The 14,398-nt window shown below is 64.1% G+C and carries 9 protein-coding genes and 1 tRNA gene; 4 read left to right on the forward strand and 6 right to left on the reverse strand.

The annotated features are described in order from the left end of the window. Positions 1-128: 128 nt before the first annotated feature. Together KBW95_RS16095 and KBW95_RS16100 are read right to left on the reverse strand one after the other, a co-directional pair. Complete coding sequence (locus KBW95_RS16095; RefSeq protein ID WP_229429795.1) at positions 129-1,304, reverse strand: right-handed parallel beta-helix repeat-containing protein; 1,176 nt, start codon at positions 1,302-1,304, stop codon at positions 129-131. Positions 1,305-1,672: 368 nt separating this feature from the next. Next, positions 1,673-2,560, reverse strand: a complete 888-nt coding sequence (locus KBW95_RS16100) for a cytochrome c5 family protein (protein ID WP_211526797.1) — start codon at positions 2,558-2,560, stop codon at positions 1,673-1,675. A gap of 194 nt (positions 2,561-2,754) precedes the next feature. On the opposite strand from KBW95_RS16100, the gene KBW95_RS16105 reads away from it, so the two are divergent. Beyond that, a tRNA-Arg gene (locus KBW95_RS16105) sits at positions 2,755-2,830 on the forward strand. 85 nt (positions 2,831-2,915) lie between these two features. Here the strand turns inward: KBW95_RS16105 and KBW95_RS16110 are convergent. From KBW95_RS16110 to KBW95_RS16125, 4 genes are all read right to left on the reverse strand, one after another. After that, complete coding sequence (locus KBW95_RS16110; RefSeq protein ID WP_211526422.1) at positions 2,916-3,974, reverse strand: polysaccharide deacetylase family protein; 1,059 nt, start codon at positions 3,972-3,974, stop codon at positions 2,916-2,918. 97 nt (positions 3,975-4,071) lie between these two features. Continuing rightward, positions 4,072-5,127: an acyltransferase gene (locus KBW95_RS16115; RefSeq protein ID WP_211528747.1), complete on the reverse strand. Its 1,056-nt coding sequence runs from the start codon at positions 5,125-5,127 to the stop codon at positions 4,072-4,074. Beyond that, positions 5,124-6,461 (reverse strand): putative O-glycosylation ligase, exosortase A system-associated, encoded by a 1,338-nt coding sequence (locus KBW95_RS16120; RefSeq protein ID WP_267875470.1) that lies wholly within the window; start codon positions 6,459-6,461, stop codon positions 5,124-5,126. The genes KBW95_RS16115 and KBW95_RS16120 overlap by 4 nt, the downstream gene beginning before the upstream one ends. Before the next feature lie 446 nt (positions 6,462-6,907). Beyond that, positions 6,908-9,052 (reverse strand): hypothetical protein, encoded by a 2,145-nt coding sequence (locus KBW95_RS16125; protein WP_229429796.1) that lies wholly within the window; start codon positions 9,050-9,052, stop codon positions 6,908-6,910. 549 nt (positions 9,053-9,601) lie between these two features. On the opposite strand from KBW95_RS16125, the gene KBW95_RS16130 reads away from it, so the two are divergent. The 3 genes from KBW95_RS16130 (at position 9,602) to KBW95_RS16140 (ending at position 14,393) form a co-directional block, all read left to right on the forward strand. Beyond that, positions 9,602-11,107 (forward strand): right-handed parallel beta-helix repeat-containing protein, encoded by a 1,506-nt coding sequence (locus KBW95_RS16130; protein WP_211526425.1) that lies wholly within the window; start codon positions 9,602-9,604, stop codon positions 11,105-11,107. A gap of 66 nt (positions 11,108-11,173) precedes the next feature. Beyond that, positions 11,174-12,916, forward strand: coding sequence for an asparagine synthase-related protein (locus KBW95_RS16135; RefSeq protein ID WP_211526426.1), 1,743 nt, complete (start codon positions 11,174-11,176; stop codon positions 12,914-12,916). Positions 12,917-12,947: 31 nt separating this feature from the next. Then, positions 12,948-14,393 carry a lipopolysaccharide biosynthesis protein gene (locus tag KBW95_RS16140; protein ID WP_211528749.1) on the forward strand — a complete coding sequence of 482 codons (1,446 nt, stop codon included), beginning with the start codon at positions 12,948-12,950 and terminating at the stop codon, positions 14,391-14,393. The last annotated feature ends 5 nt before the right edge of the window (positions 14,394-14,398 follow it).

The raw sequence follows: 14,398 nt of genomic DNA on the forward strand, positions 1-14,398 counted from the left end.
CCATCGCGACCTGCGCCTGCTGCGCTGAAGACTCCCAAAAAGAAAATGCCATCCAGTCTGCACTGAACGGCATTCCCGCTTGCGCGGCTTGTCATGCTGCGCCCGGGGACAGGCCCCGGGCCCCGGTTTTACAGCGCGGACTCGTAGGCGCCGACGTCGATCGCGTTCAGCACCGGACGGGCCGCGGCGGTAGCGCGGTGCTTATAAACGATGGTCGGCTTGAGCGACACGCCGGCCGGGGAAACGCCCGGTACCGAACCGGCATTCACCACCATCGCATTCGCGGTCGGACGCAGGTCCCAGGCGGCGCGGTTGACGAAGCCCGGCGCCAGCGAACGGTAGTTGTTCTTCTCGATCGGACCGACCTGGTTGGTCAGGGTCCCCACGCCGCCGAAGATATTGTTCTGCAACAGGATCTTCTTGGTGACGGTGCTGCCGACAGCCACGAAGTTGCCGCGGGCGCTGTCGTCGTTCAGGAAGGTGTTGTTGACGATATACAGATCGTGGCCAGGGTTCTTGGCGCCTTCCATGCCGTAAGCGACCAGGTTCGAGTTGCTGTGTGCGGCCGGCTGCTGGATCACGTTGCCGATGATGTAGGAGGTGCCCGCGTTCGGCAGGTCGATCTCGTAGCTCGGCTTGCCGCTCGCGGTACCGTCGAACTGGCCCGCCGGCGTGCTCGAGAAGCGGTTGTAGGTGATCGTGTTGACCGTGGCGCGCGACTTCAGGTTGTGGCCGACGACGGCATCGTGCGAGAAGTTGTAGCGGAAGGTCAGGCTGGCAGAGGCGCCGATATACAGGTTGTGGGTCTGGCCGGTGCCGTTGCCGTTATGGCCGAATTCGCTGTACTCGATCACGATCCGGCTGGCCGGACGGGCGTTCGAAAGGATGCCGTTCTCGTTGTCGTGGAGGAAAGCGCGGCGCAGGGTGAAATTGTCGCCTTCGAGACGCAGGGCGGCGCCGTTGGCGTCCGGCACCTTGGCGCCGGACATCTCCACGTTGTCGATCGTGATGTTATGTCCCTGGACAACCCAGATGCCTTTGCCGAGAGCGTTCTTGCCGGCAGCGGCGATCACCGGACGGCCGTTCACGCCGCGGATGGTGAGGTTGCTCTTGGTGATGGCGCAAACGTCGCCGCTATAGGTCGTGTTTCCGGTGATTTCGATGATGTCGCCGGCAGCGGCTGCGGCGAAAGCGCGGCAGGGCGTCGCATAGGTCTTGCCGGGGCCGACGTAGCGGGTGGCGGCGCTAGCAGGCAGAGTGGAGGACAGGCCAAGCAGGGCGATCAGGGTCAGGCGGAATTTCATTGACGGTTTCCTTGTAAAGCTTGCTGAATTGTGTCGGAGGAATATTTCCCGAAGAAACATTTGCCCAGCATAACTCCTGCTTTAAGGAAAAAACGTAACCAGTTGTAACAGAACAGGGGAGTTTACCTGATTTTCATAGGGAAATACTGCTCAAAAAAATTTTCTATGTGCAGCTAAAATGTCGGGTAAACGCGTCAATGTCGCGCAAAATCTTGACGGCGCGCGTGAGGATGTGGTGATGAAATACAAACGGGAGCAGGCGGACCCGCTCCCATGGATGGAAGGTGCTTGACTGGAAGTACAGGCCGTCCTTGGCGCGCGGGGAGCGCGCCCGGCCTGTGCGGTGAATGCTGAAGAGGGGTGTTTCCTTACTTGACCGCGGCGACCATGTAATCGACAGCCGCCTTGACGTCGGCGTCCGAAGCGGTCGAGCCGCCTTTCGGCGGCATCACGCCGGCCTTGCCCTGGAAACCCTTGATGGCATGTTCATAGAGCACGGCGTCGCCCTGCTGGATCCGGGCCGCCCAGGCCGCCTTGTCGCCGAGCTTGGGCGCACCGGCGATGCCGGCGCCATGGCAGGCGACACAGGCGGCATTGAAGGTGTTCTGGCCTGGATTCGCGGCGACGGCGGGGGCTGCTGCCGGAGCGGCTGCCGGGCTGGCCGTGGCCGGCGCCAAAGCCGGAGCAGCGGCCGGCGCAGGAGCGGCGGCCGGCTCGCCGGCGGTGGCCGCAGGCGCTGCTGCCGGGGCAGGCGCTTCCGGTTCCTTGAAGCTGGCGCCGCTCTTGTTGGCCATGAAGACGAGCGCGCGCGCGACTTCCACATTGTCCAGGTCCGGGTTGCCGCCCTTGGCCGGCATGGCGCGGATGCCTTCGATCGCGTGCTTGAGCAGGGTGTCGTAGCCCTGGGCCAGGCGCGCGCCCCAGGAGGCCGTGTCGCCGACCTTGGGGGCGCCCGCCGCGCCGCTGTCGTGGCAGGCCGCGCACACCGCCGCGTAGACCGCGCCGCCGGCCTGCAGCACCTTGGGCGCATTGGCGTCGACCAGGGTGAAACCTTCCTCGGCAACCGGACGCATGCGCGCGGCCAGGGCCTCGGCGCTCTGGCTCTCGGTTCCCGCACCGGTGACGCGCTCGCTGGTGGCGAAGATAACCAGCAGGATGATGCCGATGACGATGACGAGGAAGAAAGCCGTGACCGCGACGATCAGCTGCTTCGGCGTGCGGATCATCGATTGATGTTCATTGTGTGCGTCGCTCATGATTTCCTTAATACGATTAAAAAAACCTGCCACTACAGCATTGCCGATTCAGCTTATTTCGTGCTTTTATGCAAATGCCTCCAAACGGTCGATTATAGTCATAAAGCTTGCTCGCTGTAATGAAAAATCAAGGCGAAGCGCGACGGTTCCCATGGACGCGGGCAGCGAAAGACTGTATCCTTCGCATTCCTCCAGCGGCTGTAGCTCAGTGGATAGAGTATTGGCCTCCGAAGCCAAGGGTCGTGGGTTCGATCCCCGCCAGCCGCGCCACTCCAGGTTCGCCGAACCGCCCACAGCGATACCGCTGCCGATGTGCCGTATTCCCAATGCCAACCGGCAACCAGTCCTCAGCGCCTCACGCCCGCTTGTCGTTTCCGTATTTACGGGCAAGCATCTTCCTGCCGAACCAGTGATAGACGACTTGCGCAGCCATGCGCGGCAGCGCATGCCGCAGCGAGCCTTTGAGCAGGATGTTGGCCGGGGCCGCCGCCGCCGCCGGGCTGGCCTCCGCTGCCGCCACCAGTCCGCATGCCTCGAAGCGGTCGCTGTTCTGCTGCAGGAATTCGCACAGCTTGCGCAGGCGCGCCTGGGTCAGGCGGTTGCGCCGCGTCTGCTGGAAGCCCAGGTCGTGGTTCTGGACGAATTCGAACGGATGGGTCAGCACGACGACCAGGGGTACGCCCTCGCGGCGCGCCTTTTCCAGGAGATCGCGCGTCTCGGCGAAGCTCGAGCCGGCGATCGTCAGGGACTTGATGTTCCGCTTGGGACCGATCTTCCAGTCGGAAAATGACAAGACCGGGAACTCCTGCACGCCATGCCGTTCATGCTGGCCGCTGTACAGCGTGTAGTCGGGCTCGCCGTTGCTGTAGATGGCCACCCCGATGTTCGAGCTGTAGGGAATGCCGCATTGGGCCAGGGCCTGGTACAGGCCTGGGCCGTGATTCAGGTTGCCGCTGCGGAAAGCCTTGGGAGCGGGAATCTGCCATTCCCGGAAGGTCTCGATGCCCTGCTTGATGAGGCCGACCGCCTCGTCGACGCTGTATTTGCTGATGTCATCCCGGTGTTTCATGCCGCGCGACTTGTCCCACCAGTCCGGGTCCTCGAACAGTTTCCAGCATGGATGGGTATGCAGCTGCACTTCATGGCCCTCGGCATGGATTTGCTGGGCAATGGGGCGCATCGGATCGTGCTTGAAATGATAGCGCTGCTGCGTTTCCACAAAGAAGGTTGCCTGGACACCGTATTGGCGGAAGGTGTCGAGCAAGAAACCCAGGCCTTGCGAACGGCCCTCGACATTGCACCATACCAGCGGCTCGGCGACCGGCTGCCTGGACCTGTCCGAGAAAGCACCGGCGATACTGAACTCCGTGTCGATCGTGATGCAGACCCGGGTGCGCTGTGACGCTGTATTCATGATCTCACCAGATGTTGCGGCTGACGATGCTTGCCAAAAAATTCATGCCGAAAGTATAAGAGTGCGGCCTGGCCCTGTCCACTCCGTTGGAGCGATCTCATCGGCTCGACAGCCTGCGGAAATAGCGCTGCGACGGCATATCGATCAGGTGGTGCAGGACGACCGACAGGATCAGCACCAGCACGAAGGACAGCCAGACATACACGGGAGCGATCTGGTTGGTGTTCGACATGAACCCGGCCTTGAGCAGGTCGTAGACCAGGTAATGCACCATATAGGTGGAATACGAGATTTCGCCCAGGTAGACCAGGGGCCGCGCCGACAGGGGGGCGCTGATGCCCGTCGCCGTGACGCTCAGGTAGGCGATCAGGAGCGCGAACGCCACCGGGATGATGCTGTAGTCGGCGAGGGGGGCGAAGACGTAGACGATGCCCAGGCCGAGGAAGCCGCCCAGGGCAGCATGGCGCCAGCTTTCCAGGAACGAACGGTAGTTGACGTAGAGCGAGCCGATGAACACGCCCATCAGGAATTCCAGCAGGGTCCGTACCAGGGCCATGCGCGGCACGTTGGCGCCCAGCGAGGAGATGTTGGCGGCGGTGTAGATCAGGTGCAGCAGCAGGGCGACCAGGGCGATGATGACCAGGTGGGCGCCGACGCCGCCGCGCAGCCGCCGCAAGCCGAAGGCCATCAGCGGGAAGAACAGGTAGACGAACCATTCCGAGCTGATCGACCAGGAGGGAACGTTCCAGGTCAGCTCGCTGCCGACCCACATATGTACCAGGAACATGCTCTGGAAAAACGCCGTCCAGGTATAGGATTCGGGCGCCGTACCGCTGCTCGAGAAATAGCTGAAGGCCACGAACAGGGCCAGGTAGCCGCCCAGCATCGCCGCATGCAGCGGGTAGATGCGCGCCAGGCGGTTCCAGTAGAACTTGCCGATGCTGCGCGGGGAGCTGTTCGCCAGCGCGGCGTGGTAGCTGAGGAAGATGACAAAGCCGCTGAGCAGGAAGAACAGGTCGACGGCCAGGTAGCCGTGCGCGATGATCCGGGCCAGCGGCGCATAAATCGAGTCGCCCAGCAGGGCCAGCGAGTGGAAGAACACCACCCACCATGCGCAGATGCCGCGCAGGCCGGCGAGTTGATTGAGTTTCACGATGTCACGAATCCTGTTTCTCTGGATGGAAGCTTGTGCTTGAGGCCCTTCTGCACCCGCGCGGAGTGGTGGTCGATCGCCACGGTCAGGCCGACCATGTAGAAGATGAAGGGCTGGTAGGCGATACCGACGAAGGCGCCGCCGGCCAGGAATACCAGGACCGAAGCAGTCAGGGCGTCGGCGAGCGCGGTCATCCAAGCCATGCCGGCATGGCCGCGCCAAGTCTTGCGGATGGCGCGCAGGCGGGCCAGGACCAGCAGGATGATGCCGAAATAGATCAGGAAGCCGGGAATGCCCTGTTCGCCCAGGACTTCGAAGTAAATACTGTGGAAGGCCTTGCCCGCCAGCCGGTCCTCGGGATAGTAATGGATGATGCCGTCTTCGGTGACGTTCATGATGCGATTCAGGACGAAGGCATCGAAGCCGCCGCCGGTCGGATGCTGGCCGACGTAATCCACGGTCCATTCCCAGACCTTGAGGCGGCCGAGCGCCGACGAATCCGTATTGTAGGACTCGATGGTCGACATGCGCGCTCCCCAGGGCGTCGCCGAGAGGTCGATATTCATGAGGATCGTGCCCGCCAGGGCGATCCCCGCCAGCCACCACAGCTTCTTTTTCGACTTCAGGACCAGGATCAGGCCCAGCATGCCGATCGCGACGATGCCGGTGCGCGCACTGGTGCCGATGATGGTTGCCATGGCGGTCAGGATGACGCCCAGGAACAGGCAGCGTGTGAACAGATTCTTGGGAAACAGCAAGTTATGGCGCATGACGTAGATCACCATCGGCACCAGCATGGCGCAGACCACGGCCAGCGTGCTGCCTTCGGCCAGGCCGCTATTGCCCCCGCCCATGACTGCCAGGACCCCGTAGCCGCCGCTCCCGAGCAGGGTCTTGACGCCGGTGGAGGCGAAGATGGTCGCGGCCGAGAAGATAAAGACCAGAATGAAGGCTTCGATCTGGATGCGCGAGCGGAACACGAAAGGTATGAAGAGCGCGAACAGCATCACCTTGAAGGCCCAGTCCCACTTGAGCCAGGCACGCTCCGGGATCGGCGACATCATCGTGGTCAGGGTGATCCAGACGGTGAACAGCGCAAGCAGCCACAGGAGTCCACCAAAGCGGGGCGGATCCTTCCTGTCCTTGACGAAATATAGGCCCAGCATCGTCAGCGCCGCGACGAGATTCAGCGGCCAGCCGCTGATGATGGCATAGGCCAGCTGCTGGGGCTTCACGACATCGACCCAGACGAAGCCGAGCGCAGCAGCGAAGGCCGCGGAAAAGCCCATGAACAGCAGGCTGAAGAAGACAGCCGTTAAATAAAGACTTTGCATAGTTGCGTGTGGTGGCTTGCGTTGCGCCCGTCAGGCGGCATCATGACGCCTGTCCGGCAGTCGGGATGCCGCGCCGGGAGTGCTAGCGACTCTTCTTTTTCTCGGGTGGAGGGAGCTGCGCTTCGCTGTCCGGGGCGAACCAGGGAATCAGCTTGTCGAGCCGGAGCGCACGGAAGACTGTATACAGGATCGCCAGGCCAAAAACCAGCAATGATGCGTTGTCAATCATAAATGCCCTTAATAAAGTGACTCGGCCGGGTGACGCGGTCGCCGCCGTCTTCCGCTGGTGGATTCCCCGAACGGGAGCGGACGCTAGGATACCATGTGAGAAATGGCAACACACCGCGCACACCGTATTTTCGTATTTTTTTGACATCAAAATTGCATTAGGCAAAAAAAAGCGGAAGTCCCGGGGGACTTCCGCTCGAGCCGGAGGCGGCTGGCGATTAGCGCGGCACGATCGCGAACTGCGGCGAGGTGGCGTAGTCGGGCTGGTACGGACGCTTCGCGTACAGGTCGTATGCGCTGCGGCCGTTGGCATCGACGCCGACGCTGTAGGCCAGGGCCGGGCGCATGATCGACTGCGAGCTCTCGACCGTGACGTAACCCGTCATCTGGCCGGCTTTCAGGCCCAGGCTGCTTGCCATCTGGGTGCTGGCGCAGTCCAGTTGCAGGAAGGTCGCGGTATGGTTAGCCGCATACACTTGCTTCATGCTCGTGTACAGCGGGGAAGTTGCGCTGTCGCGAACCTTCAGGCTGTAGGCGGGCGCCTCGATCCAGCAATAACCGTCGCCGACCATGCGGTTGACCGGGAAGCTGGCCTTCCACTTCAGCAGCGGCTGGGCACGGGTGAAGCCGAGTTCCACCATGCGGCCGACGGACGCGGTGAAGAAGTCGTCCTGCCACGGCGCCAGGCCGGTGCTGGTGTTGTAGACGATCGCATAGCCGTGCTCCAGCGCACCCAGCTTGTTGGCCGCGGTGTTGTTGGTGTAGTTCGCGTCATACCAGTCGATGTTGTGGTTGACCATGGCCGCGAAGTTCGCCTTCTGCGGATCGTTGTCCGGCGTGATGTAGGCGGCTTCGCTCAGCGTACGCAGGCTCCACGCCTGGCCGCGCACCTGGTCCGACTTGACCAGGCCCTTCAGGTTCTGGCGATAGCCCGGGTTGCCGGAGATCGAGTTGTAGTTGGCCCAGAACTGCAGCTCTTCCAGGTGATAGTAATCGCCCGTGACCAGGTAAGGCAGGTAGGCGAACGCGGCCTGGTGCGAGGTGTCCGCCGTCAGCGGGGTGGCGCACACGGTCTGCGGGCAGGCCGGGAAGCCTTCGTTCAGCTTGGTCACCGGGTTCTTGCTGTCGCCCGAGATGCCGAGCGCCGCGTACGGGAACTCGGCCAGCATCACCGGACGGCCGGTCTGCTTGTTACGGTAGTGGATCGACCAGCTGCCGGCCTGGTCCGACATGCCGAGCGAGATCTTCTTCATGCGCTCGTCCATGCTGAGCAGGTACAGCGCGCTCCAGGCCGGCAGGAGGCCGAGTTCCGGACGGGCGCCGGTCGCCGGCATGTAGGCGTTGGCCACGCCGGCCTGCATCGGACCGGTCTTGGCGCCATTCCACTTGCTGACCCAGGAGGCGATCGTCGTTTCGGTGATCTTCAGCGACTGGTCATAGTTCGGCAGGGCCTTGGTGCCGATCAGGTAGGCGGCATCGTGGCGCACGTTCAGCGCCGGGTCCTTGCCCCACCATGCCACCTTGCGCCAGCGGGCGTGGTGGTAGTGGGTCATGGCGGCCTGCGAGAACACGGACTGGCCGCCGACCAGCAGCTGGGCGTTGTAGACGAAGTTCTGCGGAGCGGCTTCGTACGCCCAGCCGTTCTCGATCGCGACGTCGACACGGGCGTTGTTGCTGCCCGGATAGGAACGGATGGCGAAGCGCGCGCTCAGGTGCGGATGCTCCACGCCGGCGGCAGTCTTCAGCGGCGCCGAGACAATCCATTCATTGGCCAGCGAACCGGACAGCCAGGTGGTGTACTTGCCCGACTTGAGCAGGGCGTCGGCCGATGCCGAATAGACGACGCCGCCGATGGTGGCGTTGAAGCTCGCGGTGAAACCGCTGTTCAGCAGGGTCGTGGGGCTGGCCGTGGTGGCCGCGGCGGCCGTGGTGCTCTTGACCAGCTTGATGGTTTCCACCTGGCCGGCGGTGCTGCTCGGCAGTTGGACAGTGATGACCGCATGGCGCAGCGAGCCGTCCGGATGGCGGGCCTTGGCGTCGACTTGCAGGGGCACGGCGGCGCCGGCGGCAGTCTGGCCGACCAGGGTCGAGCCGGCCGGAACGTGGCCTTGGGCGAATGCCTGGCCGAAGGTGGCGGTCGGACGGGTTTGCGCAGCGGTGCTGGTCAGCTGAACCGTGGTGATGGCCACAGCAGTGCTGGGCAAGGTGGTGCTTGGCGAGGTGGTCGGGCCGGTCGGAGTGGTGCTGCCTGCGGCCGCGGTCGAACGCGAGCCCAGCAGCGGGTTGCTCAAGGTCTTGGTGCTCTCCGCAGCATTGCCGCAGCCCATCAGGGCCATCGAAGCGGACAGGGCGGTGATGATCATCGGAACTTGAGTCGAGAAGGAATTTCGCATGTCTATATACCCACAAAAAGTTTCGGCAGAAAAAATATTGCCGTACGGATAGATCCAGAATACAGCGGAAGATCAAGTGCCGTGCGGAAAAATTCCGCTTTGTCAACGGAAAAATTCCGAAAAACAACACAATATTGTTCGGTGGTTCAACATTGATGTCAATAAATATTTGACCAAATGCATTAATTTGTTAGTGTTGTTTTGTAAATTTCCATTTTTGCAAAACGACATTTCGTTGACTAAGCGATTACACCTATTGCTTTGTGAGCAAAATTTCTAAACATTTGCATCAAGATTGTTGTAATCGGTACATCGTTGCCTGATTAGCAGGCAGGGGTGCTGTGGCATAATGCCGGGTGACTTTTTCATGCCGACGAGGCTGTTTGATGTCTACGAGCCTTGCCGTAAAGGATGAATGGTTTGCGGTGGGGAAATAGTTTGGAACTACAGCGATATAAAACATGGGCCGTGTGATGCGCCATCGATCTACTTGCCGAGCCGACCTGGGCCGCCTACGTGATGGCAAGCACACCTAGAAGCGCCGGCCAGCGGGCGCGCCGCCGCCCTTTCTGGATCCGGCTGGCCATGACGGGAGTGCTGCTGGGTGCCGCCGTCGCTGGCGGCGCGCTCTATTTCTTGAACGACGCGGGCATCACGCCGCGTTCGCTTGGCCCGTATATCGAACGCCGCAGCCAGGGACATAACCCTGTGATCGAAGGCATTGGACGCAGCGCGCGGAGCTGGCTGATCGCGGCCGACCGCGGCGAGCAGCCTTTGGCAGCCGCGGCTTGGCGCCCCGGCTTCGTCGGCATGCAGGAAGCAGCGGTCCTGCCTGCCACGCAGGCGACGGAGGGGGAGCGTGAAGTGCTGGTCGTCGATGGGCCCGACCTGGCGCGCGCCCTGCGCGCCGCCGTGCCTGGCCAGCGCATTACCCTGTTGCCGGGAATCTATCGGATCGAAGGCACGCTGGAGGCCTTTCGCCCGGGCAGTGCGGAAGCGCCGATCAGCGTGCGCGCGCACCGGCCGGGCAGCGCCGTCCTGGAGATCGCCGGGGGCGAGGGTTTCAGGGTCACGGCGCCCTATTGGCGCTTCGAGAACCTGGTGCTGCGCGGCGTCTGCAGCGGGAACAGCGAATGCGAGCACGCCTTCCACGTGGCCGGCGATGCCCATCACTTTGCCGCCGTCAACAACCTGGTGGAGGACTTCCACGCCCACTTCAAGATCAATGGCGAGCGGGGGCGCTACCCGGACCATGGGGTGATCGAGTCCAATACCTTGCGCAACAACACCGTGCGCCTGACCGAAAAGCCGGTCACGCCGATCGACCTGGTGACGGCCAGCCATTGGCGCATCCGCGGCAACCTGATCAGCGATTTCGTCAAAGGCGCCGGCAACCAGGTCAGCTACGGCGCTTTCGCCAAAGGCGGCGGCAGCGACAACATCCTGGAGCGCAATGTGGTGATCTGCGAAGACCGCTTGCGCGGCGCGCCTGGACAGCGCATCGGCCTGTCGCTCGGCGGCGGCGGCACCGGCCGCGATTACTGCCGCGGCGGCAAGTGCATCACCGAGCAGACCGGCGGCATCCTGCGCGCCAACCTGGTCGCCTCCTGTTCGGACGACGGCATCTACCTGAACGCGGCCGCGCGCAGCATCTTGCTGCACAACACCGTGGTCGACACCGGCGGCATCACGGTGCGCTACCCGGAGAGCAGCGCCGACATCGCCGGCAACCTGGTCGACGGCATCATCCGCAGCCGCGACGGCGGCCTGCTGCGCCTGGCGGACAACCTGCATACCTCGGCCGCGCGCCTGTATCTCGGCAGCCACCCCTACCGCGCGCTGTTCCGCGACCCGTCGAGCCTGGACTTCCGCTGGCGCGAGCCGGCGCCGGTCCGTCCGGCCGCGGATGGAGCAGCACCGGACCTGTGTGCGCCGGCGCGGCCGGCCATGGCGCGCTACGGCGCCTTCGAGGATTTCGCGGCCTGCCTGGATCCTGCGGCGAGGACGGTGCGCACGCTTCAGTAGCGCCTGGAAATACTGCCTAGAGTAAAATATTATTTATTTAGCACTTCTTTCTTTGAGGAAAAGAACATGTCCATCTTTGCAGGCGTGTATGCGCGCCGGGCAGGCCAGCAGGTTCCGCCGCAGCTTGCGCAGCAGCTGCGGGCAGCGATGTCGCGTCATCCCGAGGATGCCGGCCGGGTGCAGGAATACACGGATGGCCGGGCGCTGCTGCTGACGCTCGATGTCGGCGCCCTGGGCGGCACCGGCGCTTATGCGGATGACGGGCGGGTCGCCTTCGCCGCCGGTGCTCCCTTGCTGCAGCCTGCGGCAAGCGCCGAGCCGCTGGCACGCGACGACAGCGTGGCTGCGCTGGCGCGCGCCATCGGCGGCGACGAGGCGCTGCGCGCCTGCCGCGGCACCTATTGCGCCGTAGTGTACGAGATCGCGGAGCAGCGCCTGCACCTGATCACGGACAAGTCCGGCGTGCGCCCGGTCTACTGCTGGATCTCGCCCGACTACCTGGTGTTCGCCACGGCCCTGCGCATCATCGAGGCTGTGTCCTTCTGCAAGAAAACCCTGAACATGCAGGGCATCGCCGAATCCTCCTGCTTCGGCTTCCCGCTGGGCGACCGTACTCCCTACGACAACGTGATCTCGATGCTGGCCGGCGAACACCTGGCGGCCGAAGGCGAGCAGCTGAGGCGCCCGCGCTACTGGCGCTGGGATGAGCCGATGACGCCGGCCGCCCCCGGCCCGGGCCCGCACGAACGCCTGTACCGCAGCTTCCAGCAGGCGGTGCGCATCCGCCTGGGCGCGGACCGCTCGACCGCTTCCTTCCTCAGCGGCGGCCTGGATTCGCGGGTGATCGTGGCCGAACTGCGCCATGCCGGAGCCAGCGTGTTCACGGCCAACTATGCCCCGGCCGGCAGCCAGGACCAGGTGCTGGGCAAGATGATTTCGGACCGGCTCGGCACCCACAATACCCCGCTGGTGCGCACCGCCGTGGTCGAAGGCGACCCCTACAGCAAGGCCACGGTGCACGAATGGCTCAAGCTGCCGGAATACCAGGCCACCCAGCCGGCGCGTCCGCGGGTACTGTGGTCGGGCGATGGCGGCAGCGTGGGCCTGGGCCATGTCTACCTGAACCAGGGCATCGTCGACGCCATGCGCGCGGGCAAAGTGCAGGAATCGATCGACCGCTTCTTCGCCTATAACCGGCTGGCCTTGTCGGTCAAGCTGTTCAAGCCGGAACTCGGCGCCGACCTGACCCGCCTGGTGAACCAGGGCGTGCTGTCCGAGCTGGAAGCGCTCAAGCCGGCCGACCCGGGCCGCGCCTGGTACCTGTTCCTGATGATGAACGACCAGCGCCGCCACCTGTTCAACCATTTTGAATCGATGGACCTGGGACGCCTGGAGTTCGAGCTGCCTTTCTTCGACGCCGAGTTCCTGGCCGACGTGATGCGCGAACCCTTCGATCCCTTCCTGCGCCACGCGTTCTACGTGGAGTGGCTGAAATGCTTCCACCCCGCCGTCGCCGGCACCCCGTGGCAGGCCTACCCGAACCACGTGCCCTGCCCGCACCCGCTGCCCGCGGAGGCCACCTACCAATGGGACGGGCTCACCCCGGGCGAATTCTCCAAGAGGATCGCCTTCTCGCTGGAGTGCGCGCGCGGCCTGCTGGCGGCGTCCGAGTTCACGCGGCGCTTCCTGGGCGCCTTCCGCATGCGCCTGTTCCTGCTTGCCCTGCGCCTGACCGGCCGGGATTATTCGCACCAGCTGAAGGCGCCCTCGCTGATGCACCAATACTGGACCCGCACCCTGGCCGAGTAAGGACAGACCGCAAGGAAACGCGCATCGCTTCATGAAACTACATACTGAAATCGCACGGGGCCTGAAATGGACGGCCGGGGCCAAGCTCGGCAGCCAGCTGGTCACCTGGGGCATCACGATCTATGTCATGCGCGTGCTCGATCCCGGCGACTATGGCTTGCTGGCCATGGCCACCGTGTTCCTGGCGCTGCTGGCCATGTTCGCCGAGGTCGGGCTGGGACCGGCCCTGGTGCAGAAGAGCGAGCTGGCGCCGGAGACCGTGCGCCGCGCCTACGGCATCGTCTGGGTCGTGAACCTGGTCCTGTTCGCCCTGCTGAACCTGGCGGCCGGCCTGGTGGCCGGTTTCTACGGCGAAGCGCGGCTGGTGCCGGTATTGCACGTGCTGTCGCTGCAGTTCCTGATCATTCCCTTCATCGTCGTGCCCGACGCCATGTTGCAGCGCAAGCTGGACTACAAGTGGCGCTCGCTGATCGAACTGGCCACGGCCGTCGCGGCCAGCGTGGCGACCCTGCTCATGGCGCTGGCCGGCTACGGCGTCTGGTCGCTGGTCGCCGGCATGCTGGCCAACACGGCCTGCAAGGCGGTGCTGCTGAACGTCGTCTCGCCTTACCTGCGCCTGCCCAGCTTCGCGCTGGGCGGCATGCGCCAGGTGGTCCAGTTCGGAGGAAACGTCACGGCCTCGCGCTTCCTGTGGTTCTTCTTCACCCAGATCGACGTGGTCCTGATCGGCCGCCTGCTCGGCGACCATGTGCTCGGGCTGTATTCGGTGGCCGTGCACCTGGCCTCGCTGCCGGCGCAGCGGGTGTCGGGCATCCTCAACCAGGTCGCCTTCCCGGCCGCGGCCCGCTTCCAGCACGACCGCGCCGCCATCGGCGCCCAGCTGCTGCGCGCCATCGGCTACGTCAGCCTGATCGCCTTCCCCATCCTGTGGGGCATGTCCTGCGTGGCCTACGAACTGATTCCGGTCCTGCTCGGACCCGAATGGGGCGGCGCCATCCTGCCTTTCCAGATCCTGACCCTGGTGATGCCGTTCCGGATGATCATCGGTTTCCTGCCGACCGTCACCGACGCCCTCGGCCGCTCGGATGTCGCGCTGCGCAACGCGGCGCTCGGCTGCCTGGTCATGCCGGCCGCGCTCTACGTGGGCAGCCATTGGGGCATCGCCGGCGTGGCCTATGCCTGGGTGACCGCCTATCCGGTGGTCCTGTTCATGAACTTGCGCCGCATGCTGCCCGTGATCGGTATTTCCCTGCGCGCGGTGGCCGAGCGGGTGGCGCCCGCGCTGTTCTCGGCGGCCGGCATGTACGGCGCGGTATGGGCCGTGCGCATGGCCTGGCGCGGCGCCGGCGGCGTGACGGCCCTGGTGCTGGAAATCGTGGCCGGCGTGTGCAGCTATGTGCTGCTCAGCATGGTTTGCAACCGAGCGCTGCTGGCCGAACTGTTGCGCCGCGGCCGCCCGGCAAGCCCGGCGGCATGAAGACG

Source organism: Massilia sp. ZL223 (genome assembly GCF_018119395.1).
In the GTDB taxonomy this organism is placed as follows: Bacteria; Pseudomonadota; Gammaproteobacteria; order Burkholderiales; family Burkholderiaceae_D; genus Telluria.